Origin of the sequence: Rhizobium rhizoryzae (genome assembly GCF_011046895.1) — a bacterium.
Classification (GTDB): Bacteria; Pseudomonadota; Alphaproteobacteria; order Rhizobiales; family Rhizobiaceae; genus Neorhizobium; species Neorhizobium rhizoryzae.
On sequence record NZ_CP049250.1, the window covers coordinates 2,845,650 to 2,868,275 of the forward strand.

Annotated in this window: 31 protein-coding genes; 4 read left to right on the forward strand and 27 right to left on the reverse strand. The window is 56.3% G+C overall.

What is annotated here, in order from left to right; translation table 11 throughout:
• Nucleotides 1-341 precede the first annotated feature (341 nt).
• The 5 genes from G6N80_RS19570 to G6N80_RS19590 form a co-directional block, all read right to left on the reverse strand.
• Nucleotides 342-1,154 (reverse strand): SDR family oxidoreductase, encoded by an 813-nt coding sequence (locus tag G6N80_RS19570; RefSeq protein ID WP_165136205.1) that lies wholly within the window; start codon nt 1,152-1,154, stop codon nt 342-344.
• A gap of 142 nt (nt 1,155-1,296) precedes the next feature.
• A complete protein-coding gene (gene ftsZ, locus G6N80_RS19575; RefSeq protein ID WP_062554690.1) occupies nt 1,297-2,274 on the reverse strand; it encodes a cell division protein FtsZ in 978 nt (325 codons plus the stop codon).
• Between the two features lie 273 nt (nt 2,275-2,547).
• The gene (locus tag G6N80_RS19580; RefSeq protein WP_165136208.1) at nt 2,548-3,186 is read right to left on the reverse strand and encodes an outer membrane protein; all 639 of its coding nucleotides are present in this window, start codon (nt 3,184-3,186) and stop codon (nt 2,548-2,550) included.
• A gap of 224 nt (nt 3,187-3,410) precedes the next feature.
• Complete coding sequence (locus G6N80_RS19585; RefSeq protein WP_206531707.1) at nt 3,411-3,851, reverse strand: c-type cytochrome; 441 nt, start codon at nt 3,849-3,851, stop codon at nt 3,411-3,413.
• Between the two features lie 31 nt (nt 3,852-3,882).
• Nucleotides 3,883-4,086 carry a hypothetical protein gene (locus G6N80_RS19590; RefSeq protein WP_156379167.1) on the reverse strand — a complete coding sequence of 68 codons (204 nt, stop codon included), beginning with the start codon at nt 4,084-4,086 and terminating at the stop codon, nt 3,883-3,885.
• A 393-nt stretch (nt 4,087-4,479) separates the two neighbouring features.
• On the opposite strand from G6N80_RS19590, the gene G6N80_RS19595 reads away from it, so the two are divergent.
• Nucleotides 4,480-4,800, forward strand: coding sequence for a DUF1883 domain-containing protein (locus G6N80_RS19595; RefSeq protein ID WP_062554694.1), 321 nt, complete (start codon nt 4,480-4,482; stop codon nt 4,798-4,800).
• Here the strand turns inward: G6N80_RS19595 and G6N80_RS19600 are convergent.
• Together G6N80_RS19600 and G6N80_RS19605 are read right to left on the reverse strand one after the other, a co-directional pair.
• On the reverse strand, nt 4,797-6,113 hold the full coding sequence (locus tag G6N80_RS19600; protein WP_062554695.1) for a replication-associated recombination protein A: 1,317 nt from the start codon (nt 6,111-6,113) through the stop codon (nt 4,797-4,799). The two genes, G6N80_RS19595 and G6N80_RS19600, sit on opposite strands and share 4 nt — an antisense overlap.
• Nucleotides 6,110-7,510: a DegQ family serine endoprotease gene (locus G6N80_RS19605; protein ID WP_165136214.1), complete on the reverse strand. Its 1,401-nt coding sequence runs from the start codon at nt 7,508-7,510 to the stop codon at nt 6,110-6,112. The genes G6N80_RS19600 and G6N80_RS19605 overlap by 4 nt, the downstream gene beginning before the upstream one ends.
• 221 nt (nt 7,511-7,731) lie before the next feature.
• On the opposite strand from G6N80_RS19605, the gene G6N80_RS19610 reads away from it, so the two are divergent.
• Entirely contained in the window at nt 7,732-8,094 is a 363-nt protein-coding gene (locus G6N80_RS19610; protein WP_165136217.1) for a lysozyme inhibitor LprI family protein, read from the forward strand.
• 69 nt (nt 8,095-8,163) lie between these two features.
• On the opposite strand, the gene G6N80_RS19615 is transcribed toward G6N80_RS19610, so the two are convergent.
• Both G6N80_RS19615 and ilvD read right to left on the reverse strand, forming a co-directional pair.
• Complete coding sequence (locus G6N80_RS19615; RefSeq protein WP_062554698.1) at nt 8,164-8,508, reverse strand: hypothetical protein; 345 nt, start codon at nt 8,506-8,508, stop codon at nt 8,164-8,166.
• Between the two features lie 214 nt (nt 8,509-8,722).
• Nucleotides 8,723-10,558 (reverse strand): dihydroxy-acid dehydratase, encoded by a 1,836-nt coding sequence (ilvD, locus tag G6N80_RS19620; protein WP_062554699.1) that lies wholly within the window; start codon nt 10,556-10,558, stop codon nt 8,723-8,725.
• A gap of 241 nt (nt 10,559-10,799) precedes the next feature.
• Here ilvD and msrP point away from each other — a divergent pair, with 241 nt between their 5' ends.
• Nucleotides 10,800-11,744: a protein-methionine-sulfoxide reductase catalytic subunit MsrP gene (msrP, locus tag G6N80_RS19625; RefSeq protein WP_062554700.1), complete on the forward strand. Its 945-nt coding sequence runs from the start codon at nt 10,800-10,802 to the stop codon at nt 11,742-11,744.
• Entirely contained in the window at nt 11,744-12,388 is a 645-nt protein-coding gene (gene msrQ / locus G6N80_RS19630; RefSeq protein WP_062554701.1) for a protein-methionine-sulfoxide reductase heme-binding subunit MsrQ, read from the forward strand. Before msrP ends, msrQ begins: the two co-directional genes overlap by 1 nt.
• 207 nt (nt 12,389-12,595) lie before the next feature.
• Here msrQ and rplQ read toward each other — a convergent pair whose 3' ends face one another.
• The 18 genes from rplQ to rpmC form a co-directional block, all read right to left on the reverse strand.
• Entirely contained in the window at nt 12,596-13,021 is a 426-nt protein-coding gene (gene rplQ / locus G6N80_RS19635; RefSeq protein ID WP_062554702.1) for a 50S ribosomal protein L17, read from the reverse strand.
• 100 nt (nt 13,022-13,121) lie between these two features.
• Nucleotides 13,122-14,132, reverse strand: coding sequence for a DNA-directed RNA polymerase subunit alpha (locus G6N80_RS19640; protein ID WP_062554820.1), 1,011 nt, complete (start codon nt 14,130-14,132; stop codon nt 13,122-13,124).
• A gap of 171 nt (nt 14,133-14,303) precedes the next feature.
• On the reverse strand, nt 14,304-14,693 hold the full coding sequence (gene rpsK / locus G6N80_RS19645; RefSeq protein WP_007766864.1) for a 30S ribosomal protein S11: 390 nt from the start codon (nt 14,691-14,693) through the stop codon (nt 14,304-14,306).
• Nucleotides 14,694-14,821: 128 nt separating this feature from the next.
• The gene (gene rpsM, locus G6N80_RS19650) at nt 14,822-15,190 is read right to left on the reverse strand and encodes a 30S ribosomal protein S13 (protein WP_062554703.1); all 369 of its coding nucleotides are present in this window, start codon (nt 15,188-15,190) and stop codon (nt 14,822-14,824) included.
• Nucleotides 15,191-15,431: 241 nt separating this feature from the next.
• Complete coding sequence (locus G6N80_RS19655) at nt 15,432-16,022, reverse strand: adenylate kinase (RefSeq protein WP_062554704.1); 591 nt, start codon at nt 16,020-16,022, stop codon at nt 15,432-15,434.
• Nucleotides 16,019-17,359, reverse strand: a complete 1,341-nt coding sequence (gene secY, locus G6N80_RS19660) for a preprotein translocase subunit SecY (protein ID WP_062554705.1) — start codon at nt 17,357-17,359, stop codon at nt 16,019-16,021. Before secY ends, G6N80_RS19655 begins: the two co-directional genes overlap by 4 nt.
• 229 nt (nt 17,360-17,588) lie before the next feature.
• Nucleotides 17,589-18,059 carry a 50S ribosomal protein L15 gene (gene rplO, locus G6N80_RS19665; RefSeq protein ID WP_165136220.1) on the reverse strand — a complete coding sequence of 157 codons (471 nt, stop codon included), beginning with the start codon at nt 18,057-18,059 and terminating at the stop codon, nt 17,589-17,591.
• 16 nt (nt 18,060-18,075) lie between these two features.
• The gene (gene rpmD / locus G6N80_RS19670; RefSeq protein WP_062554707.1) at nt 18,076-18,273 is read right to left on the reverse strand and encodes a 50S ribosomal protein L30; all 198 of its coding nucleotides are present in this window, start codon (nt 18,271-18,273) and stop codon (nt 18,076-18,078) included.
• A gap of 11 nt (nt 18,274-18,284) precedes the next feature.
• A complete protein-coding gene (gene rpsE / locus G6N80_RS19675) occupies nt 18,285-18,854 on the reverse strand; it encodes a 30S ribosomal protein S5 (RefSeq protein WP_062554708.1) in 570 nt (189 codons plus the stop codon).
• A gap of 142 nt (nt 18,855-18,996) precedes the next feature.
• Nucleotides 18,997-19,359, reverse strand: a complete 363-nt coding sequence (gene rplR, locus G6N80_RS19680; RefSeq protein WP_062554709.1) for a 50S ribosomal protein L18 — start codon at nt 19,357-19,359, stop codon at nt 18,997-18,999.
• Between the two features lie 12 nt (nt 19,360-19,371).
• Entirely contained in the window at nt 19,372-19,905 is a 534-nt protein-coding gene (gene rplF / locus G6N80_RS19685) for a 50S ribosomal protein L6 (protein ID WP_062554710.1), read from the reverse strand.
• A 38-nt stretch (nt 19,906-19,943) separates the two neighbouring features.
• Entirely contained in the window at nt 19,944-20,342 is a 399-nt protein-coding gene (rpsH, locus tag G6N80_RS19690; protein ID WP_062554711.1) for a 30S ribosomal protein S8, read from the reverse strand.
• Between the two features lie 13 nt (nt 20,343-20,355).
• Nucleotides 20,356-20,661: a 30S ribosomal protein S14 gene (gene rpsN / locus G6N80_RS19695; protein WP_062554712.1), complete on the reverse strand. Its 306-nt coding sequence runs from the start codon at nt 20,659-20,661 to the stop codon at nt 20,356-20,358.
• Nucleotides 20,662-20,693: 32 nt separating this feature from the next.
• Nucleotides 20,694-21,251, reverse strand: a complete 558-nt coding sequence (gene rplE / locus G6N80_RS19700) for a 50S ribosomal protein L5 (protein WP_062554713.1) — start codon at nt 21,249-21,251, stop codon at nt 20,694-20,696.
• Nucleotides 21,244-21,552 carry a 50S ribosomal protein L24 gene (gene rplX / locus G6N80_RS19705; RefSeq protein WP_062554714.1) on the reverse strand — a complete coding sequence of 103 codons (309 nt, stop codon included), beginning with the start codon at nt 21,550-21,552 and terminating at the stop codon, nt 21,244-21,246. The genes rplE and rplX overlap by 8 nt, the downstream gene beginning before the upstream one ends.
• Nucleotides 21,553-21,566: 14 nt before the next feature.
• Nucleotides 21,567-21,935, reverse strand: coding sequence for a 50S ribosomal protein L14 (gene rplN, locus G6N80_RS19710; protein WP_018328276.1), 369 nt, complete (start codon nt 21,933-21,935; stop codon nt 21,567-21,569).
• Between the two features lie 234 nt (nt 21,936-22,169).
• Nucleotides 22,170-22,406, reverse strand: coding sequence for a 30S ribosomal protein S17 (gene rpsQ / locus G6N80_RS19715; RefSeq protein WP_062554715.1), 237 nt, complete (start codon nt 22,404-22,406; stop codon nt 22,170-22,172).
• A gap of 12 nt (nt 22,407-22,418) precedes the next feature.
• Entirely contained in the window at nt 22,419-22,619 is a 201-nt protein-coding gene (rpmC, locus tag G6N80_RS19720) for a 50S ribosomal protein L29 (RefSeq protein WP_007531673.1), read from the reverse strand.
• Nucleotides 22,620-22,626: the final 7 nt, after the last annotated feature.

Sequence of the window (22,626 nt, forward strand, 5' to 3'; positions counted from 1 at the left end):
CGCCTCTGGCGGCCGGGGAGTTCGAAAAATCGCACACATACGACCGCCCCGACCTTTAGGTGCAAGCACCTTGGACATACGTCGGGGCCTCCCCAGCCATAGAGGGTGGGAGAGCCTTATAGGGCAATCACAAGCACTCAGCCACTCAAGAATGGCCGAGGGGGCATCTCGTATCGCGGATGCCAGCCGATGTGTGAGGGGTTTTCGAGGCCCCAGAATCGACCCGTTCAAGCCGATCCCGCGAGCACACTATGCCACTCTGGTTGTTACATCCATTGCGAGAAGTGGTGATTATTTTCCGTGGATGCGCAGATACTTGGGTGTCGCGCCAGTTCCGCCCGCTACCCCTGCAATTTCTCCTTGGGCACCGGTGCATCATCATAGCCGCCATAGACGGACTGATCGAAGGGGATAACAGCGCCAGTCATCATGCCGCTTTCCTCGGATGCCATCCAGAGAACCGTGCGGGCCACCTCCTTCGGGTCGAGAATGCGGCCAAAGGGTTTGGTCGCTGCGGCACGATCGATGAAATCCGGATCGCCGGTTTCAGAGAGGATCAGCTTGCGCTCGTGATCCGAGTTCATCCAGCCAATATCCAACTGGTTGACATGGATACGGTGACGCATGAGCGCGTAAGCCGCGTTGCGGGTCAGCGTGGCCAGTGCGCCCTTGGAGGCGGAATAGGGCGCAAGAAAGGGCTGACCGGCGAGGCTGGACATGGAGCCGATATTCACCACCCTGCCCTCGATGCCATCGCGGATCATCAGCCTGGCGGCATCCTGCAGCAGGAAGAACGGCGCACGGGTATTGATCGCAAACATGCGGTCGAACAGTTCCGGCGTCGTGTTGAGAATATTGCCACGATCGGTCAGCCCCGCCGCATTGACGAGAATATCAACCTTGCCGAAGCGTTTGTCGGCTGCTGAAATGACAGTACGGACAGCGTCGATATCGGCAAGATCGGCAGCGACCACCTCCACCGCAACTCCGGTCGCACCGGTAATGCGGTCTGCCACTCCCCGGCCCTTTTCCGCATCGCGCCCGACAATGATGATGCCGCCTGCGCCTGCCGCGGCAAAGCGCTCGGCAATGGCGGCACCCAGCCCTTGCGTGCCACCGGTGATAACCGCGATTTTCCCCTCAATGCGACTCATGGCTTCCTCCCAACCCACTTGATGAGAAATGGATAAGGTCCATGAGGGAGTTTGCATAGAGCGCATGTCACCGGTCATGAAAAAGCGGCGGAGCCGTTTCCAGCCCCGCCGCCTGTCACTTCCGGCAAATGGTTCAGGCCGATCACTCAGCCGCGAGCGGCTGGCCTTCCAGACCCGTTGCCACGACGGAAACGCGGAAACGGCCATCAAGATTGCGGTCGAAAATCGCGCCAACCACGATATCGGCCTCATCCTGCACTTCATCGCGGATACGGCTGGCGGCCTCATCCACTTCGAACAGCGTCATATCCATACCGCCGGAAATGGAGATGAGAACGCCGCGCGCGCCGCGCACGGAGATATCGTCCAGCAGCGGGTTTGCGATGGCGGCTTCCGCAGCGCGCATGGCGCGGCCCTGGCCTTCCGCCTCACCCGTACCCATCATGGCACGGCCCATGCCCCGCATGACAGATTTCACATCGGCGAAATCGAGGTTGATCAGACCTTCCTTGACGATGAGATCCGTAATGCAGCCCACGCCTGCGAAGAGAACGCGGTCCGCAGTCATGAAGGCATCGGCAAAGGTGGTCTTGGCGTCTGCAATGCGGAAGAGGTTCTGGTTCGGGATCACGATCACCGTGTCAGCGGCCTGGCGCAGTTCCTCGATCCCGGCTTCAGCCGTCTTCATGCGGCGATTGCCTTCGAAGGTGAAAGGCTTCGTGACGACACCGACCGTGAGGATACCGGCAGAGCGGGCAGCCCGCGCGATGACCGGAGCTGCACCCGTGCCGGTTCCTCCGCCCATGCCTGCCGTTACAAAGCACATATGGGAGCCGGAGAGATGATCCATGATCTCATCGATGGATTCTTCCGCAGCGGCACGACCGACATCCGGCAGCGAGCCGGCGCCCAGACCCTCGGTCACATGGGCACCGAGCTGAATACGGCGCTGCGCCTTGGACGTGGCCAGCACCTGCGCATCCGTGTTGGCGGCGATGAATTCTACGCCTGCCAGCTCTTCCGCAATCATGTTGTTGATCGCGTTACCGCCGCCACCGCCGACGCCGATAACTGTGATGTGCGGCTGCAAACCGGAAATGCCGCCTCTGGCGTCGATCATCGCTCTCTCCTTGTCAATTCAATTTCATCGGCTTCTCTCGAAGCCCTTCAGTCTTCACATTCATTGCCGGGCCGGATTGTGCCGCTTTGCAATCCGATGAGCTGCACGTGCGCTCGAATCAGACAGGCCCGGCCCGTATCCCATTTCGAGTGCCCCGCCAAACATGGCATTGGCAAGGCGAAATACCACTAAAGTGAGCTGCATGGGCAGTTCAAACAAAATGGCCCTCCCGAATTGCGAGAGAGCCATTGGAATTCCTGACAGTCGGGCGACTTAGAACTTGTAGTTCACGCCAGCCTTGACGGTGTGATCATGCACATCCTGCTCGGAGGCAACACCACCCGCAAAGCTGCGAACATTCGGCGTTCCGGTGTAATTGTATTCTACCTTGGCCGAGATCTTGTCGTTGAACTTCTGCTCGATGCCAGCGCCAACGATGTAGCCTGCCTTCCAGCCATCCGGGCCCGAGACGCCGCCGCTATCGCGGAAGTTGGTCATGGCCATCCCGGCCGTACCGTACAGGAGCGTCTGATCGAGCGGAACGCCTGCCTTCGCCTTCAGGCCCAGACGATGACGCTCTTCCAGCTTGCCACCATTGACCTTCACGTCTGCATCGCCGAGGTAGGACAATTCGCCTTCGCCGCCGACAACGACGCCGCCGACATCCGCCTGATAACCACCCTGAACGCCAGCAGCAACGCCCTTGCCGCCCTTGAACGGGTTCAAACGGCGCGAAACAAAACCGCCATGCGCACCAACATAGGCGCCATCCCAGTTGCCGCTGCGTGCAGCAGGCTCGTTATAGGCAGGCGGTTCCTGATAGGATGAAGTGAGGTCTGCTGCGGAAGCGGTCGTGGCGAGCGGAGCAGTAAGGCTGGCAATGACGGCCAGGGCAAGCGGCTTCTTGATCATGTTCGTAAACTCCATACACAGCCCACGTATGGCCGATGCGCGGGCGATCATCGGGACATCCTCGGTCTGTGAAAGCGGCCTCCCTTTGCCCCAGCCTCATTCATCAGACCTTGCCAATACATTCTCCATTTTTCACGAATCTATAAACACATCCTTAACCAGGGAGACGCGGCCTGCGGAAAACCTGCCTTTAGGCCGCCACGCACAAAAAGACCCCGAAACCGTCACTGGTTTGCCTCGATGTAAGCCACGACATCATCGATTTCCGATCGAAACCAGAACCCCCAGAAGCGCATGCTGGTGCCCGGCACCTTGCTCTTCGGGCTTCGCAGGAACTCTGAAAGCGCAGCCTCGTCCCAGACAAGACCCTTCGCGCCCGCTTCCGTCATTGCGGGGGAATATCGGAAGTTCGGGACTGTGCCGGCATTTCTGCCAATGACACCGTTCAAGGTTGGCCCGAAGCCATTGCTGTTCGTCTGAAGCGTATGGCAGCTCGCGCATTGCTTGAAGATCTGCTCGCCGCGGCGCAAATCGGCGGCAAGCGTCTGCCCTGCAATCGCCAACATCGCAAAGGGGGCAGCGAAACGCATGAGGCATAGGAGGAAGCATGATGAATGGCGCATGCTTCGCCAAGTAGCGCGCAGGGCGACGACTGGGAAGTCCATACAGCCCCCCCGACCGACGATCGAGATGAAATTACGCAGCCTTCTTCTTCGGCGCAGGCACATCGACCCTGTAACACATGGGGATCCAAGGGGTGTGGAACATGGAGGGAGAGCGCGATTCCATATATTGTTCAGGATGGATCTTACGAGGACCGCCGTAGTCTTCTTCTACATATTCATTGATCTGCTGATTTTCGTCTTCAAAATAAAAGTTGTCATTCGAGCCTGACGTCATTGCGTCCTCTCCTCATGATATTCGTTTCTTATGATTTGATACTTAGTGCGTTTACTCAGTAATACATTCAACACCGGGTTTGAGATTGCCAGAGCGGCTGACTAATCTCTCCGCCTTCGATGTTGGCGGCGATCTAACACATAAAATTTGAACTTTCACTCGCATTCTATAAAACCTGCTGCAGTTTTATTAAAATTTTTTGACAATACAGAATGTATTTTAATTGCAAATCATATTCAAAAGATGTCCCTTTATCACGTTCATTCTCGTATTAAATAATATCTTTACTGTAAATTATAATATTCAGTCTCGTCCGGAGAGACGAATTCAGACCTACCGAACTTTAACACTTTGCGTTCTAACTACGGGCAGCAGACTGTTCTGGAGTTGGAAATGGCAGGCCCGAGTTTTCGTTTCACACATTATGATCTTAAGCAGCAGCGCGCTGGCACCACGATCGAAGTGACAATGAGTGCGGTAAACAACGTGCGGCTGATGAATGCCACTGCCTGGCAGCGCTTCAACGAGCGTCTCGACTTCAAGTATATCGGAGGCGTTGCGAAAAAATCGCCGATCCGACTGGTCGTTCCGGAGGACGGAACGTGGCATCTCATCGTCGATGCGGAAGGCCACCATGGACTGGCAGATTCCTCCGTGAAAATGGTGGCGCCACCTGCCAATAGCATTCCAGCGCCCAAGCAGAGCCGCGGTTAACGCGGGTTTCGTTCGCGCCTCAGCTTGTCCCACCAGTCGAGCCGCTTGCGGATCTCGCGCTCGAAACCGCGTTCCGGTGGATCGTAGAAAGTCACTCTGCCCATCTTTTCCGGGAAGTAATCCTGACCGGAAAAGGCATCGGGCTCGTCGTGATCATAACGGTATCCGTCGCCATAGCCCTCACCCTTCATAAGCTTGGTGGGTGCATTGAGAATATGCTTTGGCGGCACGAGAGAGCCGTGCTCCTTGGCGGCGCGCATTGCCGCTTTATAGGCCGTGTAGACACCATTCGACTTGGGAGCGGTTGCTAGGTAAACGCAAGCCTGTGCCAAAGCCAGCTCACCCTCTGGTGATCCGAGATAGTCATAAGCATCCTTGGCCGCATTACAGACTACCAATGCCTGCGGATCGGCCAGCCCGATGTCTTCCACCGCCATGCGAACCAGTCGGCGGCCAATGTAAAGAGGATCCTCGCCCGCGTCGAACATTCGGCAAAGATAGTAGAGCGCGGCATCGGGATCGGATCCGCGCACGGATTTATGCAGGGCAGAGATCAGATTGTAGTGGCCGTCCTGGCTTTTGTCGTAGACCGGGGCTCGCCTTTGAACGATGGCGCTCAAGCCGTCGACATCGAAGATCTCGTTCGCCCGGGCCGCACGCCAGACTTCTTCCGCCAGTGTGAGGACTGCACGTCCATCGCCATCCGCCATGCGTAGAAGTGCGCCGCGCGCGCTATCATCGAGCGGAAGCGGCTTGCCTTCGGCTTGCTCGGCGCGCAGCAGCAGTTCGCTCAGGCTCTCCTCGTCATGAGAACGGAAGGTCAGCACCCGCGCCCTGGACAGGAGAGCGGCGTTCAATTCGAAACTTGGGTTTTCTGTCGTTGCGCCGACAAGGATCACCGTGCCGTCTTCCATGACCGGCAGGAAGCTGTCCTGCTGCGCCCGGTTGAAGCGATGAATCTCATCGACGAACAGCAATGTCTGTCGCCCATCATGCCTGCGCAGCCGTGCTGTTTCGAACACTTTCTTGAGATCGGCCACACCCGAAAAAATGGCGGATATCTGCTCGAACGCCAGACCGGCTTCACCTGACAGCAATCTTGCGACCGTCGTTTTTCCTGTCCCGGGCGGTCCCCAGAAGATCATCGATCCGAGCGAACCCGACGCGATCATCCGGCGTAGGACGCCATCTTCGCCCGTGAGGTGCGACTGGCCCGTCACCTCCGCAAGGGAGGTGGGGCGCAGCCTGTCCGCGAGCGGCCGACGATTGGCGACGGCTTCCGGAATCCTGGGAGCGAACAGATCGCCGCTCATCTGAAGAATTGACGGATACGCTGGCCGCCACGCTCGATCTCTACACGCCAAAAGCCGGGATTGTCTTCCACCAGAGCTGCCATTGCCTTTGTGGATGGCACAGGATCGCCGTTCACTGATACGATGATATCACCCACCTGGAAACCAAGACGCGCACCGGGGGAATTTTTGACGACTTCCGTGACGACAACCCCCGTCTTGTCTGTCGGCAGACGCACTTCCGTCGCAAGACGCGGCGACAGATTGGCGACCCGCAACCCAGCAAAGGGATTTCTGCCCTCAATCAGGCGAACATCGCGCGGCACGCTTTCCGGAGCGGCACCAATGACCATGCTAAGTTCACGCTGTGCGCCACCCTGCTGCACGGTCAGCTTCGTTGCATTGCCAAGGCCAGCTGTCGTCAGACGATACCAAAGCGCATCAGGGTGTTCGACAGAGATGCCGTTGACGCCCGTTACCACTTCGCCAGCCTTCAAGCCGGCCTTGTCAGCGGGACCACCCTCAGTCACGCTAACCACCAAAGCGCCACGCGCCGTCTTCAACCCGAGTGCTTCCGCGACTTCGGAGGTAACCGGCTGGAACGTTGCACCAACATAGGGACGCTCGAACGATTTCTTGCCGGCTTCTGCCGCCTGAAGGAAGACCTTTACGAGATTGGCGGGAATAGCAAAGCCAATGCCGTTCGAACCGCCGCCCCTGGAGAAGATCGCGGTATTGATGCCGATCAGTTCGCCTTTCATGTTCATCAAGGCGCCCCCGGAATTGCCGGGATTGATCGAGGCATCCGTCTGGATGAAGAAGCCGACGTCGCCGTCGGTCACCTGATTACGGGCAAGTGCTGAGACTATGCCGCTCGTCACGGTCTGCCCAACGCCAAAGGGATTTCCGATTGCCAGAACCAGATCGCCGACCTCTACCGCGTCCGAATTGCCTATGCCGAGAACCGGGAACTGTTCATTCGCCTTGATCTTCAGGACAGCCAGATCGATGCTTTCGTCCTTCAGCAGGACTTCGCAGGGGAACTCACGGCCGTCCGGAAGTGCGATCTTGATATCGTCAGCGCCTTCAATGACGTGCGTATTCGTCACGACGAGTCCGTTCTGAGAAACGATTACCCCGGACCCCAGCGAAGACTGCTTCTCCGATCGGTTCGGCATGCGCTGGTTGAAGAAACGTTCGAAGAACGGATCACCGGCAAAGGGATTGAGCCGCTGCACCACACGCTCAGCATAGACGTTGACGACCGCTCCTGCGGTCTGCTTCACAAGCGGCGCAAAAGATAGCTGCATTTGCTGCTGGCTTTGCGGAAGCGTCTTCTCCTGCGCCATGACGGGTAGTGGCTGCAGGAATGCCAAGGCTATCAACATACTGGATAGGGTTTTCGGCAGGTGGAGCATGTGATTCCTCTTCAACAAAGCAATGGTGACCTTGTAGCTGGATAGGTTAGAAATGAAAGATGGCCGAACAAGGTGAAAGATGATCGTGGCTGGTTACTTAGGATCACTGCTGGGAAATGCCAGAAGCTGCGACAGAGATGATGCGAAAGCCGCTTTCGATGACACGCGGTGGAACCATTTTGCAGCTCATCCGTAATTTCCGCTCAAGACGGAGATACCTGATGACCCATGTCAAACCAACGCTTCTGGTGGCCGTTCTGGCGACCCTTGCAAGCAACATCATGCTGCCAGAAACAAGCCATGCTGCCAGCTTCGATTGCACAAAGAGCGAGCTTGCGGCAGACGAAAAGACGATTTGCGAAGACAGGGCCCTGAACGATCTCGACGTCAAAATGGCCACGACTTTTGAAATTCTTACCGGCTTGATGCCTATGGGGAACCGGGATCTGGTGCGGGATGAGCAAGCGACTTGGCTGAAGAAGCGAACGACATGTGGAAGCGATGCGGCTTGCTTGCGAAGTGCGTATGAGGAGCGATTGAAGCAACTCAACGAGGCCTACAAGGGATTGATCAAGCCCCTTTAGAGCGGGGTTTGATCTCATGCCGGAAGAGCGGACCGGTCACCAGCGGTCCCGGTCGCCCTAGGCCGGGAATCAATCCCAGCTAAAGCCTTTATCTTTCATGTAGATGTTGCTGACACCCTTGCACCAGTCGACCTTGAAGTCGTCAGCACCGTATCCATCCCAGCTCACGCGGAATGGAACGACGCAATTTCCTTCATTGCTGAACCAGTCCATGTTGGCGTATTCGCCCGGCCTAATACGCGAATCGAGCCAGTTCTCGCTCCATTTGCCATTCTGGTATGTATAGAAGCCATTTATGGTGTAGCCATTGGCTCTGTTGTGAAGTCGAAACGCATAATCGCTGGCAGATGCAGAAATGCTTGCAAATGCAGATGCTGCGAACGCCAGGCAAAGTGCCAAGCCGAGCTTTTTCATGGATGAGTCCTCAGAAGCGAAGATGGGGGACAACAAGACTTGAAGATCGTTTGATCTTCTGTGGCACACAATACTTTCAGTTCATGAATACGATCTGAATACAAAATATGATATATATTCTGAATTTATAGGCTATGCTGCAACTATAAATTCAAACAAGAAAGGCGCCCCCTGAGCGAGCGCCTTTCTCAAGATTAGCTAGCCTTGCACCTCATTATTCAGGAAGAATTCGGACCGCGCCCTTGTCTGCGCTGGATGCGAAAGCAGCATAGGCTTTCAATGCCGTTGTTACGTTACGCTTGCGCGGAGCAACCGGCTTCCAGCCCAGTTTATCCTGCTCGGCACGGCGAGCAGCCAGCTCGCTATCGGTGATCTTCAGGTTGATTGTACGGTTCGGAATATCGATTTCGATCATATCGCCGTTCTTCACCAGCCCAATTGCCCCGCCGTTTGCCGCTTCCGGTGAAGCATGACCGATCGAGAGACCGGAGGTACCGCCCGAAAAGCGGCCATCGGTGATGAGCGCGCAGGCCTTGCCCAGGCCTTTCGACTTCAAGTAGCTCGTCGGGTACAGCATTTCCTGCATGCCTGGTCCACCCTTCGGTCCCTCATAACGAATGACGACGACATCACCCGCGACAACCTCGTTGCCAAGAATCGACTTAACAGCCGCATCCTGGCTTTCGTAAACCTTGGCAGGTCCGGTGAACTTGAGAATCGATTCATCGACACCAGCGGTTTTGACGATGCAGCCGTCCAGCGCGATATTTCCGTAAAGCACCGCCAAGCCGCCATCCTTCGAGAATGGGCTTTCAACCGAGCGGATAACCCCCTTTTCGCTGTCTGTATCAAGATCATCCCAGCGTGAAGACTGCGAAAACGCGACTTGAGTCGGCACTCCGCCCGGAGCCGCCTTGAAGAAGGTTCGAACTGTTTCGGAGTTGGTGCGTGTAATATCCCACCGGTTGATGGCGTCACCGAGCGTTGCTTCGTGGACGGTCTTGCAGTCAGTGTTCAGCAGACCGCCCCGCTCCAACTCGCCCAGAATGCGCATGATGCCGCCTGCGCGATGGACATCCTCCATATGGACATCCTGCTTCGCGGGTGCGACCTTCGAGAGGCAGGGCACCTTGCGCGAGAGGCGGTCTATGTCATCCATCGTGAAATCGACCCCGCCTTCGTGGGCTGCGGCAAGGATATGCAGAACGGTGTTCGTCGAGCCGCCCATCGCGATGTCGAGTGCCATGGCATTTTCAAATGCCTGTTTCGTGGCAATGTTGCGCGGCAGCACGCCCTCGTCTTCCTGCTCGTAATAACGGCGGGCGAGATCCACGATCAGGTGACCGGCCTCGACGAACAGCCGCTTGCGATCAGAATGGGTTGCGAGAGTAGAACCATTTCCGGGAAGCGAAAGACCAAGGGCCTCAGTCAAACAGTTCATGGAATTTGCGGTGAACATGCCGGAGCAGGAACCGCAGGTGGGACAAGCCGAACGCTCGATGACGGCCACTTCCTCATCCGAAATCTTGTCATCTGCAGCAGCGACCATCGCATCGACCAGATCGAGCGCGACTGTCTTGCCATGCAGAACGACTTTACCGGCTTCCATCGGACCGCCGGAAACAAACACGGCCGGGATATTGAGGCGCATTGCAGCATTCAGCATGCCGGGCGTGATCTTGTCGCAGTTCGAAATGCAGACCATGGCATCAGCACAATGGGCATTCACCATGTATTCAACGCTGTCGGCAATGATTTCACGCGAGGGCAGTGAATAGAGCATGCCATCGTGCCCCATCGCGATTCCGTCATCTACCGCGATCGTGTTGAATTCCTTGGCAATGCCGCCGGCTGCTTCAATTTCGCGCGCGACCAGCTGGCCGAGATCCTTCAGGTGTACGTGGCCGGGCACAAACTGGGTAAAGGAGTTAACGACAGCAATGATTGGCTTGCCGAAATCACTGTCTTTCACGCCGGTAGCACGCCACAAACCGCGCGCACCCGCCATATTGCGGCCGTGAGTCGTCGTTCTGGACCGGTAAGCAGGCATGGTGTTATCCTCGATTCAAAATCTGCCATCCATGTCGGCGGCCAGACCAATTGTTATGTCTAATCCCTACTCCAAAGGAATTTTGCTGTCACTATCAGCACAGGTCAAAGCGGTACGCCTCCGGCTCTCCGACATACACGAAAATGTTCCCCTCGATTTAATTTGCGTGAGGCCTGAAACTCTCCACCAACACGTTACGTAGTGATAGAAAGATCCAACATAGTGTTGAGAGAGAACTGCCATGAGTGTCTACCACCCTCCCAAAATCTCCTCGAACGAAATTACGCCCCAGCGGGTTTATTTGTCCCGTAGGACATTTATCGGCGGCGCAGCAGCAGGTCTCGTGCTTTCCGGCACGGCGGTGAGTGCCTCTGCTGCACCACTGCAGGCAAAGCCTGGGCCTTACAAGCTGGATGAAAAATTGACGCCGAAAGAGGCGGTAACGACCTATAACAATTTCTACGAGTTTGGCGTCAACAAGTCCGATCCCGCTCAAAATTCGGGAGACTTCAAGCCGACACCTTGGGCTGTGGCGGTGGAGGGTCTTGTCAACAAGCCAAAAACCTTCGGTCTGGAAGAGCTGATGAAAATGCAGCTCGAGGAGCGGACCTATCGAATGCGCTGCGTCGAAGGATGGTCGATGGTTATTCCGTGGATCGGCTTTCCGCTCAAGGCTCTGCTCGATCAGGTGGAGCCACAGGGCAGTGCCAAATACGTCGCGTTCGAAACCATTGTACGCCCTTCCGAGATGCCCGGCCAGAGCGGCTTCTTACAGCCTTTGTCCTGGCCTTATATTGAAGGGCTGCGCCTTGACGAGGCCGCTCATCCATTGACCATTCTTGCCGTGGGCCTTTATGGCGAGACCTTGCCCAATCAAAATGGCGCCCCTATCCGGCTGGTTGTGCCATGGAAATATGGATTCAAGAGCATCAAGTCGATCGTCAAGATCAAGCTCGTTGACAAGCAGCCGGATACAACGTGGAAGAATGCCAATGCCAAGGAGTATGGCTTCTATTCCAACGTCAATCCGGCCGTGGACCATCCACGCTGGAGTCAGGCCACAGAACAGCGGATTGGAGAGGGAAGCGGCTTGTTTCCTGACCGCAGGCCAACGCTGCCGTTTAACGGCTATGCGGAGGAAGTTGCCAGCCTCTATGCCGGAATGGACCTGAAGGCGAACTACTGATGCCTTCCTTTCCTGACCTCCCACGACGCTTGCACGGTCCAAGCGTCTGGGCCCTTTACCTCTTGGGCCTATTGCCTGCCGCGTGGTATGTTTACCAGGCAATGACCGGTGGTCTTGGTTTCAACCCGGTCAAGGGATTGGAGCACCTACTGGGCATCTGGGCGCTGCGTTTCTTGATTGCTGCGCTTGTCGTTACTCCCTTGCGCGACCTTACCGGCATAAACTGGTTTCGCTACCGGCGGGCGCTTGGTCTCCTCGGCTTCTATTATGTGCTCTTCCACTTCACCGTCTATGTCGTGCTGGATCTTCGGCTTGATATTCATGCCGTGTGGGCTGACATCGTGCGAAGGCCCTACATCACAATCGGCATGGCGTGCCTGATCCTGCTGCTACCTTTAGCCGCCACTTCGAATGGATGGTCAATTCGTAGTTTGGGCCCACGATGGAATACACTGCACAAACTGAGCTACATCATCCTGGCAGGGGCGGTTCTGCATTTCGTGCTGGCTCGGAAAAGTCTGACACTTGAACCGGCCACATATATTGCGATCGCGGCAGTCCTGCTGGGCTATCGGATTGTCCGCAAACCGCTTCAAAAATGGAGACGGCCCAAGCGACACAATCAACCGGTCCGACAAACTTGAACAAACGAGCCGGTGCAAGTCGCTTTCGAAGTGAAATGGTTCGAGACGCGACTGCACAGTGCCCAATGGCAGTTAGCGGCGATCCCACGGTGCCCTGACCGTTGAGAAACCAAAGACCGTATAAAGAAGGGTGGACCCCACCAAACGAAAAAACCGGTAGGTCGCCCTACCGGTTTTTTAATTAACGACTGACCTATGAGGATCAAATCAAGCGGCTTCAGCAGCTTCTGCTTCGGCGGCAACGCGAGCCTTGTCGGCAGCGCCCTTGGCATCGACGTCACGCTCGACGAATTCGATGACTGCGAGCGGAGCATTGTCGCCCTGACGGTAGCCAGCCTTCATGATGCGAAGGTAACCGCCGTTGCGCGAAGCGTAGCGGGTTGCGATCGCGTCGAACAGCTTGCGAACGGCGTCCTGATCCTTGATCTGCGAAATCGCTTGGCGACGCGCATGCAGGTCGCCGCGCTTGCCGAGGGTGACCAGCTTTTCAACGATCGGACGAAGGTCCTTTGCCTTCGGCAGGGTCGTTACGATCTGCTCATGCGTGATGAGCGAAGCAGCCATGTTGGCAAACATTGCCTTGCGGTGGCTGGCGGTGCGGTTGAGCTTGCGGCCGGAATTTTGGTGACGCATCTCGTGTCTCCTTTACTTGCAAGCATTTGCCTGCAGTTTAAATTCGCATTCCATTGAACCAGGTGACGCCCAATCGGCCCCACCTGGAAATGCGTGCGGGTTAGTACTGATCTTCGTAGCGCTTTGCGAGATCTTCGATGTTTTCCGGCGGCCAGGCAGGAACTTCCATACCAAGATGGAGACCCATGGATGCCAGTACTTCCTTGATCTCGTTCAGCGACTTGCGACCGAAGTTCGGCGTGCGCAGCATTTCCGCCTCGGTCTTCTGGATGAGATCGCCGATGTAGACGATGTTGTCGTTCTTCAAGCAGTTTGCCGAACGGACAGAAAGCTCCAATTCGTCAACCTTCTTGAGAAGCGCCGGATTGAACGCAAGTTCAGTGACGGCTTCTTCCTCAGCTTCCTTCTGCGGCTCGTCGAAGTTGACGAAGACAGACAGCTGGTCCTGAAGAATGCGGGCAGCGAACGCGACAGCGTCTTCACCCGTGACTGAGCCGTTCGTCTCAATCGTCATCGTCAGCTTATCGTAGTCCAGAACCTGTCCTTCGCGGGTGTTTTCCACCTTGTAGGACACCTTCTTGACCGGCGAGTAGAGACTGTCGACCGGGATGAGACCGATCGGCGCGTCTTCTGCACGGTTACGCTCGGCAGGAACATAGCCCTTACCGTTGTTGACCGTGAATTCCATGCGGATCTCCGCACCGTCATCGAGGGTGCAGATAACGTGATCCGGATTGAGGATTTCGATATCGCCAACCGTCTGGATATCACCAGCCTTGACAACACCTGGACCCTGCTTGCGCACAACCATGCGCTTGGAATCATCGCCATCCATCTTGATGGCAATTTCCTTGATGTTCAGAACGATATCCGTGACATCTTCGCGGACGCCCGGAATAGACGAAAACTCGTGCAGAACACCATCGATCTGGACTGCGGTGACCGCAGCGCCGCGCAGCGACGACAAGAGCACGCGACGCAACGCATTGCCGAGCGTCAGACCGAATCCCCGCTCCAAGGGTTCCGCAACCAGCGTAACCTTGGTACGGCCGGAGGAGCTAAACTCCACCTTGTTCGGCTTGATCAGTTCCTGCCAGTTCTTCTGGATCATATGTTTCAAACCTTCCATTCGCTGCCACTATCCAATCGTGGCAACCGAGCATGAGAAGCACCGATAACAAGCTCATCGGCGTTACGGCAAAGCCGCCAGACCTCAAATCGAAGTCAGGCGGCATCACTCAAACTTAACGAAGGCCCACCATTGCAGACCTCCCTTCACGCATTAGACGCGGCGCTTCTTGCGCGGACGGCAACCATTGTGCGGGATCGGCGTTACGTCGCGGATCGACGTAATCATGAAACCAGCAGCTTGGAGTGCACGCAGAGCAGACTCGCGACCAGAACCGGGACCGCAAACTTCCACTTCCAAAGACTTCATGCCGTGTTCCTGGGCCTTCTTGGCGCAGTCTTCGGCAGCAATCTGAGCGGCGAACGGCGTAGACTTACGCGAACCCTTGAAACCCTTTGCACCAGCAGACGACCAGGCAATTGCATTGCCCTGTGCGTCCGTGATCGTGATCATGGTGTTGTTGAAGGTCGAGTTGACGTGCGCAACGCCAGACGTGATGTTTTTGCGTTCGCGACGGCGGACGCGTGTGGCTTCCTTGGCCATGGTATTCCTTTCGTTGATCTCGTCACCGCCGTAACACCAGCGGCTCCACCAGGGTGAAACTCACCCCAAACTCAAAAAGGAGGCCGATGCACTGGCACCAACCTCCAAAAATCCGGATCTAACCGAACTTACTTCTTCTTACCAGCGATAGCCTTGGCCGGACCTTTACGCGTGCGCGCATTGGTATGGGTACGCTGACCGCGCACCGGCAGGCCGCGACGATGACGAAGACCGCGATAGCAGCCAAGGTCCATAAGACGCTTGATGTTCATAGCGGTTTCGCGGCGAAGATCGCCCTCAACCTGGTAATCACGGTCGATCGTTTCACGGATCTGAAGAACTTCAGCATCCGTCAACTGATGTACGCGACGGTCAGCAGCAATGCCGACCTTCTCGACGATTTCCTGCGCAAACTTCGGGCCGATCCCGTGAATGTAGGTCAGCGCAATAACAACGCGCTTCGCAGTCGGGATGTTGACGCCAGCGATACGTGCCACGCCTATTCTCCTTGCGTTCCAGTTGCCATCCGGCAAGTGGTGCTTCTTCCATGAGAGCAGCCTCAAAAGGCCGCCAGTTCAAATCTCATCCGATATAGTCATAGCGACAAGACCGGACCAAATAGCAGTCCGAGCCAATCGCTATCAAATGTCGCGAGTTGGCGCGGTGTTTAGCGGAATCGGTGCCCAAAAGCAACCGGCCCCGCCAAGATTCTTTAACAACAAACAGCGTTGCACTCAGTCAAGCGGCTGACTTTTCCAGGACGTCTTCAATAGACTTCGTTACGACATCCATATCCGCCATACCGTCCAGGACCACCAACTGCCCTTGAGCTGCATAGTACTCGGATAGCGGGGCAGTCTTTTCACGATACTCCACGAGACGCTTACGGAATGACTCGGGATTGTCGTCGGAACGCACAGTCCCACCTGCAGCAACCGTTTCCGCAACCCTCGATTCGATTCGGCGAACAAGAGCCTCTTCATCGACCTTCAGTTCGATCACAGCATCGAGCGAAATATTCTTCGCTCGAAGGTTTTCCGCCAACGCCTTCGCCTGAGGCACCGTGCGCGGATAGCCGTCAAGGATGAAACCCTTGGCGCAATCCGAAGCCTCGATACGCTCGGACACGATCTGGTTCACGATGTCATCCGATACGAGCCCGCCCGCATCCATGACCGCCTTCGCCTTCTTGCCAATGTCCGACTCAGCCTTAACGGCTGCGCGAAGCATATCTCCTGTGGACAACTGCGGGATGCCATACTTGTCCGTCAGGCGCTTCGCCTGCGTACCCTTCCCCGCTCCCGGCGGTCCCAAAAAGATCAGTCTCATCGTCCCCTCTTTCCTCCACGCAACTTGGACTTCTTGATCAGTCCCTCATATTGCTGAGCAATGAGGTGACCCTGAATCTGTGCTACCGTATCAAGGGTAACACTGACAACGATCAAAAGCGAAGTACCACCAAGGGCTAATGGGATTCCGGTCCGTGCAATCAATGTCTCAGGCAGAATGCAGACGAACACGAGATACACCGCGCCGACGACCGTGATTCTTGTCAGGACGTAGTCGATGTATTCCGCGGTCCGCTCGCCAGGACGAATGCCCGGAATGAAGCCGCCATGCTTCTTGAGGTTGTCCGCCGTGTCTTTCGGATTGAAGACGATTGCCGTGTAGAAAAAGGCAAAGAAGGCAATCAGCAAGCCATAGAAGAGCATGAACAATGGTTGACCATGCTGGAGCGAGGCAATGATTGCCGTTGCCCAGGTCGGGAGGCTTGTATTTCCAGCGAAGCCGGCCGCAGTCGCAGGCAGAAGCAACAGGGACGATGCAAAAATTGCCGGAATGACGCCAGAGGTATTGAGCTTCAGAGGAAGGTGCGACGTATCACCCTGGAACATGCGGTTCCCGACCTGACGCTTCGGATACTGGATAAGCAAGCGGCGCTGCGCACGCTCCACAAACACGATCAGAGCAATAACACCGATTGCGACGACCACCACAGTGAGAATCAATGCTGTGGACAACGCGCCTGTACGACCCAGCTCAAGCGTGCCCGCCAATGCAGTCGGCAAGCCTGCAGCAATGCCGGCGAAGATGATCAAGGAAATGCCGTTGCCAATCCCGCGTGATGTGATCTGTTCGCCAAGCCACATCAGGAACATGGTGCCCCCGAGCAGCGTCACCACAGTCGAAATTCGGAAAAACCAACCTGGATCCAGAACGATACCGTTTCCGCCTTCAAGACCGACGGCAATGCCGTAAGCTTGAAGCGTTCCGAGCAGAACAGTACCGTAGCGCGTGTACTGGTTGATGATCTTCCGGCCCTGCTCGCCTTCCTTCTTGAGGTTCTCGAGCGACGGAACAACCGACGTCATCAGCTGTACTATGATGGAGGCAGAAATGTACGGCATGATGCCCAAGGCAAAGATCGCCATACGCTGAACGGCGCCGCCTGCAAACATGTTGAACAGACCAAGAATACCCCCGGCCTGTCCTTTGAATGCCTGTGCATAGGCTTCCGGATTAAGGCCCGGAAGTGGGATATGTGTCCCAAGACGATAGACAAGAAGCGCAGCCAGCGTAAACCACAGGCGCTTCTTCAGGTCCGTTGCCTTCGAGAAAGTAGAAAAGTTCAGATTCGAGGCCAGTTGCTCAGCTGCAGATGCCATGCCTATCTCCGCCTGACCAGTTCCGCCGGCCAAACAGGCTCCAGGCAGAAAGCAGTCTCATTTCCAATTTCAGAAAATCGGGAGATGGAAGGTGCAGAAACCAATCTCGACGCCCCACCCCATTTTCCGTTACACCCCGGCTAAACGCCGCGTCCCGCCGGGTTCGTGAGGCCCACATATGGGAGCAAAATCGCCCGGTGTGAAGCACCCCGGGCGATTCATCGACATATTATTCAGCAGCAGCTTCTGGAAGCTTGATGGAACCGCCAGCCTTTTCAATCTTCTCTACAGCCGCCTTGGAAGCGCCTGCAGCCTCGATCGAAACCTTCGCCTTCAGTTCGCCGTCTGCGAGAATACGAACGCCATCCTTTTCACGACGGATCACGCCAGCAGCCTTCAAGGAAGCAGCGTCGATCGTCGCGGACGCGTCCAGCTTCTTCGCATCGATCGCAGCCTGAATCCGGCCAAGCGATACAATGACAAAGTCAGACGAGAAGATGTTGTTGAAGCCACGCTTCGGCAGACGACGGTAGATTGGCATCTGACCGCCTTCGAAACCGTTGATAGCAACGCCAGAACGAGCCTTCTGACCCTTGACGCCGCGTCCACCAGTCTTGCCCTTGCCCGAACCAATACCGCGACCTACGCGAATACGGTCCTTGCTGGAGCCTTCGTTGTCTTTGATTTCGTTAAGTTTCATGGTTCCTACTCCCGTCTCACTTCTCGTCGACGACGCGAACGAGATGCTGGACAGACCGGATCATGCCACGAACTGATGGAGTGTCTTCCAGAGTCCGAACCCGGTGCATCTTGTTAAGGCCGAGACCGATCAGCGTCTGACGCTGAACGGAAGGCCGGCGAATGGGGCTACCGATCTGCTCGACCGTAACCGTCTTCTTGGTTTCGTTAGCCATCAAACAGCTCCTTATTCTTCCGCTGCATTGCCGGAAGCGGCACGGCGAGCCTGAAGCGTAGCATACTTGATGCCGCGCTGTGCTGCGATGTCCTTCGGATGCACCTGGTGCTTCAAGGCGTCGAACGTAGCGCGAACCATGTTGTAAGGGTTCGACGAACCAGTCGACTTTGCAACAACGTCATGAACGCCCAGCGTTTCGAAAACGGCACGCATTGGACCGCCAGCGATGATTCCGGTACCGGCCTTGGCCGAACGAAGCAGAACCTTACCAGCGCCATGGCGACCATTCACATCGTGATGCAATGTACGGCCGTCGCGCAGCGGGACGAAAATCAGATCGCGCTTGGCAGCTTCCGTTGCCTTGCGGATCGCTTCCGGCACTTCGCGAGCCTTGCCGTGACCAAAGCCAACCCGGCCCTTCTGATCGCCGACAACGACCAGGGCGGCAAAGCCGAAACGACGGCCACCCTTAACAACTTTGGCAACGCGGTTGATAGCTACCAGCTTATCAACGAACTCGCTGTCGCGCTCTTCGCGGCTCTGACGCTCTTCGCGCGAGCCTCTCTTTTCCTGTGCCATTTTCCTGTTCCTTTTTCTTTTCCGGTACAAACGGCAGACTTCGAAAAGCCGACCAAACGCCCGTCAGGGAATCTGGTCGGCCAGTGATGAGTGGCCTCTTAAGCCAAAACGACCGATCCGTGAAGACCGGTCGTCGCATTTATTAGAACGCCAGACCGCCTTCGCGAGCAGCGTCCGCAAGAGCCTTGATACGGCCGTGGTAGATGAACGCACCACGATCGAATACGACTTCCTTGACGCCCGCGGCAACCGCACGCTCGGCAACGAGCTTACCGACTGCTGCAGCTGCAGCAGTGTCGGCGCCGGTCTTCAGAGACGTACGCAAGCCACCATCGAGCGTGGAAGCCGCAGCAAGTGTGCGACCAGCCACATCATCAATGATCTGGGCATAGATGTTCTTCGACGAGCGATGAACCGACAGACGCGGGCGACCGTTAGCGACCGCCTTAATCTGGCGACGAACACGGCTCGCGCGCTTTGCAAGTGCTTCTTTCCTGCTAGCCATTTCGCGTCAACCTTACTTCTTCTTGCCTTCCTTGCGGACGATCCGTTCTTCAGCGTACTTGACGCCCTTGCCCTTGTAGGGCTCCGGACCGCGGTATTCGCGGATTTCCGCTGCAACCTGACCGACCTGCTGCTTATTGATGCCAGTGACGACGATTTCCGTCGGCTTCGGCACGGCAATAGTGATACCCTGCGGCGGCTCATAGACCACATCGTGGCTGAAGCCGAGCGAGAGCTGCAGGTTCTTGCCCTGCATGGCGGCGCGGTAACCAACGCCGTTGATTTCGAGCTTCCGCTCAAAACCGTCCTTCACACCCTTGAAGATGTTCTCGATCATCGTGCGGGACATGCCCCACTTTGCGCGAGCATCCTTCGTGTCGGTTACCGGAGCAACAGACACTGCGTTATTTTCGAAAGAAAGCTTTACTTCGTCATTTGCTACGAAGATCAGCTCGCCCTTCGGACCCTTTGCCGTGACCGTCTGTCCTTCGACAGAGGCCGTAACACCAGCGGGAACCTGAACGGGCTTTTTACCGATACGAGACATAGTTCAATCCTGTCTGTCCGTTAGAGATCCTGCTGGCCTTAGAAGACCGAGCAGAGAACCTCACCACCTACGTTCTGTTCGCGCGCCTGATGATCGGCCATCACGCCCTTCGGAGTGGAAAGGATGGTGATGCCGAGGCCGTTCGCGACCTGCGGAATAGACTTAACCGAAACGTAAACGCGCCGGCCAGGCTTGGAAACGCGGCCAATTTCGCGAATTACGGAAGCACCTTCGTAGTACTTCAGCTCGATTTCAATCTCGGACTTGCCGTCGCCGTGATCGACCTGCGTGTAGCCGCGGATATAACCCTCAGCCTGCAGAACGTCGAGAACGCGAACGCGCAGCTTCGAAGCCGGCGTCGTAACGGAAGACTTGCGACGGGCAGCGCCGTTGCGGATACGTGTGAGCATATCGCCCAGAGGATCAGTCATGGTCATGTTAACCGTCTCCTTACCAGCTGGACTTCACAACGCCCGGAACCTTGCCCAGATTACCGAGTTCGCGCAGGGCGATACGGGACATCTTGAGCTTCCGGTAGAAGGCACGCGGACGACCGGTGACTTCGCAGCGATTGCGGATGCGGGTCTTGGAACCATCGCGCGGCAACGAAGCGAGCTTCAAGGTAGCCTTGAAACGCTCTTCGATCGGCAGGTCCTGTTTCATGATGATCGCCTTCAAAGCAGCGCGCTTCGCTGCCTGGTTGGCGACCGTCTTGCGGCGGCGCTTGTTCTTTTCGATTGCGCTTGTCTTCGCCATATCGAGTTCCTTTTCTACGCTCGTCGTTACGGTTACTGACGGAACGGGAAGTTGAACTCTTTCAGAAGAGCCCGTGCTTCGTCGTCCGTGTTTGCCGTCGTGCAAACGATGATGTCCATGCCCCACATCTGATCAACCTTATCGTAGTTAATCTCAGGGAACACGATGTGCTCTTTGATGCCCATGGCGAAGTTGCCACGGCCGTCAAAGCTCTTCGGATTCAGACCGCGGAAGTCGCGAACGCGCGGAAGCGCGATGTTAACCAGACGATCCAGGAATTCGTACATGCGAGCGCCGCGCAGAGTTACCTTTGCGCCAATCGGCATGTTTTCACGCACCTTGAAGCCTGCAATCGAATTGCGGGCACGCGTGATGACCGGCTTCTGACCGGCGATCGCAGCCAGATCGGCAGCAGCGATCGTGGGCTTCTTCGAATCGGCAGTCGCTTCACCAACACCCATGTTGATGACGATCTTGTCGATCTTCGGAATCTGCATCTCGTTGGCGTAGGAGAACTGCTCCAGAAGCGCCTTACGGATACGAGAAACGTACTCCGTCTTCAGACGGGGCTCGTACTTGTTCTCAGCCATCGATCACATCTCCCGTACGCTTGGCTACACGGACCTTCTTGCCATCGACAACGCTAAAGCCAACACGTGTGGGCTTTCCGTCCTTCGCGACGATCGCGATGTTCGACAGATGGATCGAAGCTTCCTTGTTGATGATGCCAGCTTCCTGGGTCTGGGTCTGGCGCTGATGGCGCTTTACCATATTGATCCCACGGACCACCGCACGGTCTTCCTTCGGCAGCACCTGGACTACTTCACCGGTACGGCCCTTGTCCTTACCGGCAATAACGACAACGTTGTCGCCTTTACGAATCTTCTGCATGGCTATCCGCTCCCTTAGAGTACTTCCGGAGCCAGCGAGATGATCTTCATATGGTTCTTGGCGCGAAGTTCGCGCGGAACCGGTCCGAAGATACGGGTGCCGATGGGCTCTTTCTTGTTGTCGATGAGGACCGCTGCGTTGTTATCGAAGCGAATCACGCTGCCGTCCGGGCGGCGGATGTCCTTTGCGGTGCGAACAACGACGGCTTTCATAACGTCGCCCTTCTTCACGCGGCCGCGCGGAATAGCTTCCTTGATGGAGACGACGATAATGTCGCCTACGGAAGCATACTTACGCTTTGAGCCGCCCAGCACCTTGATGCACATGACACGACGCGCGCCGGAATTATCGGCAACGTCGAGGTTTGTTTGCATCTGAATCATGTCAGGTCGCCTTCTCGTAATGACTGAAACGGTTGGGCATGCGCCCCCTATTCCAGCTCAATGACATACTTATTTTCGCGCGAGGTGGGTTCTTGCCAAGGTGGTTTCCTGACCAGGACCTTCCCTGCGCTTCAAAGCAAAAGAACGTCCGCGAGTACGGACGTCCTGCGCCAATGCGCTGCTTCATACAGAATTCTACGGCAGACGCAAGGGCCTGCCGTAGTTTCCTGCAAATTAAGCCTGGGCGGCGATAACCGTCCAGCACTTATCCTTGGAAATCGGCGCACACTCCTGAATGGAGACGACATCGCCGACCTTGTATTGATTGTTTTCGTCGTGGGCCTTGTACTTCTTCGAACGACGAACTGTCTTCTGAAGCAGCGGGTGAGCGAAACGACGCTCAACCCGGACCACAACGGTCTTTTCGTTCTTGTCGCTGACCACGACGCCCTGCAGAATGCGCTTCGGCATATTATTCTTCCCTTAGGCCTTTGCTTCTGCCGCCTTCTGGCGGGCAATGGTTTTTACGCGAGCGATGTCCTTACGAACTTCGTTGATGCGCGAGGACTTCTCAAGCTGGCCCGTCGCCTTCTGAAAGCGCAAGTTGAACTGCTCCTTCTTCAGGTCTGCGAGCTTGTCCTTGAGCTGGTCGGCCGTGAGGCCGCGAACTTCTTCGGCTTTCATGTGCCTA

Coding starts and splice junctions, on each gene's coding strand:
- G6N80_RS19570 (WP_165136205.1), bottom strand. CDS start 1,154: ATGAGTCGCATTGAGGGGAAAATCGCGGTTATCACCGGTGGCACGCAA.
- ftsZ (WP_062554690.1), bottom strand. CDS start 2,274: ATGATCGACGCCAGAGGCGGCATTTCCGGTTTGCAGCCGCACATCACA.
- G6N80_RS19580 (WP_165136208.1), bottom strand. CDS start 3,186: ATGATCAAGAAGCCGCTTGCCCTGGCCGTCATTGCCAGCCTTACTGCT.
- G6N80_RS19585 (WP_206531707.1), bottom strand. CDS start 3,851: ATGGACTTCCCAGTCGTCGCCCTGCGCGCTACTTGGCGAAGCATGCGC.
- G6N80_RS19590 (WP_156379167.1), bottom strand. CDS start 4,086: ATGACGTCAGGCTCGAATGACAACTTTTATTTTGAAGACGAAAATCAG.
- G6N80_RS19595 (WP_062554694.1), top strand. CDS start 4,480: ATGGCAGGCCCGAGTTTTCGTTTCACACATTATGATCTTAAGCAGCAG.
- G6N80_RS19600 (WP_062554695.1), bottom strand. CDS start 6,113: ATGAGCGGCGATCTGTTCGCTCCCAGGATTCCGGAAGCCGTCGCCAAT.
- G6N80_RS19605 (WP_165136214.1), bottom strand. CDS start 7,510: ATGCTCCACCTGCCGAAAACCCTATCCAGTATGTTGATAGCCTTGGCA.
- G6N80_RS19610 (WP_165136217.1), top strand. CDS start 7,732: ATGACCCATGTCAAACCAACGCTTCTGGTGGCCGTTCTGGCGACCCTT.
- G6N80_RS19615 (WP_062554698.1), bottom strand. CDS start 8,508: ATGAAAAAGCTCGGCTTGGCACTTTGCCTGGCGTTCGCAGCATCTGCA.
- ilvD (WP_062554699.1), bottom strand. CDS start 10,558: ATGCCTGCTTACCGGTCCAGAACGACGACTCACGGCCGCAATATGGCG.
- msrP (WP_062554700.1), top strand. CDS start 10,800: ATGAGTGTCTACCACCCTCCCAAAATCTCCTCGAACGAAATTACGCCC.
- msrQ (WP_062554701.1), top strand. CDS start 11,744: ATGCCTTCCTTTCCTGACCTCCCACGACGCTTGCACGGTCCAAGCGTC.
- rplQ (WP_062554702.1), bottom strand. CDS start 13,021: ATGCGTCACCAAAATTCCGGCCGCAAGCTCAACCGCACCGCCAGCCAC.
- G6N80_RS19640 (WP_062554820.1), bottom strand. CDS start 14,132: ATGATCCAGAAGAACTGGCAGGAACTGATCAAGCCGAACAAGGTGGAG.
- rpsK (WP_007766864.1), bottom strand. CDS start 14,693: ATGGCCAAGGAAGCCACACGCGTCCGCCGTCGCGAACGCAAAAACATC.
- G6N80_RS19655 (WP_062554704.1), bottom strand. CDS start 16,022: ATGAGACTGATCTTTTTGGGACCGCCGGGAGCGGGGAAGGGTACGCAG.
- secY (WP_062554705.1), bottom strand. CDS start 17,359: ATGGCATCTGCAGCTGAGCAACTGGCCTCGAATCTGAACTTTTCTACT.
- rplO (WP_165136220.1), bottom strand. CDS start 18,059: ATGAAACTTAACGAAATCAAAGACAACGAAGGCTCCAGCAAGGACCGT.
- rpmD (WP_062554707.1), bottom strand. CDS start 18,273: ATGGCTAACGAAACCAAGAAGACGGTTACGGTCGAGCAGATCGGTAGC.
- rpsE (WP_062554708.1), bottom strand. CDS start 18,854: ATGGCACAGGAAAAGAGAGGCTCGCGCGAAGAGCGTCAGAGCCGCGAA.
- rplR (WP_062554709.1), bottom strand. CDS start 19,359: ATGGCTAGCAGGAAAGAAGCACTTGCAAAGCGCGCGAGCCGTGTTCGT.
- rplF (WP_062554710.1), bottom strand. CDS start 19,905: ATGTCTCGTATCGGTAAAAAGCCCGTTCAGGTTCCCGCTGGTGTTACG.
- rpsH (WP_062554711.1), bottom strand. CDS start 20,342: ATGACCATGACTGATCCTCTGGGCGATATGCTCACACGTATCCGCAAC.
- rpsN (WP_062554712.1), bottom strand. CDS start 20,661: ATGGCGAAGACAAGCGCAATCGAAAAGAACAAGCGCCGCCGCAAGACG.
- rplE (WP_062554713.1), bottom strand. CDS start 21,251: ATGGCTGAGAACAAGTACGAGCCCCGTCTGAAGACGGAGTACGTTTCT.
- rplX (WP_062554714.1), bottom strand. CDS start 21,552: ATGCAGAAGATTCGTAAAGGCGACAACGTTGTCGTTATTGCCGGTAAG.
- rplN (WP_018328276.1), bottom strand. CDS start 21,935: ATGATTCAGATGCAAACAAACCTCGACGTTGCCGATAATTCCGGCGCG.
- rpsQ (WP_062554715.1), bottom strand. CDS start 22,406: ATGCCGAAGCGCATTCTGCAGGGCGTCGTGGTCAGCGACAAGAACGAA.
- rpmC (WP_007531673.1), bottom strand. CDS start 22,619: ATGAAAGCCGAAGAAGTTCGCGGCCTCACGGCCGACCAGCTCAAGGAC.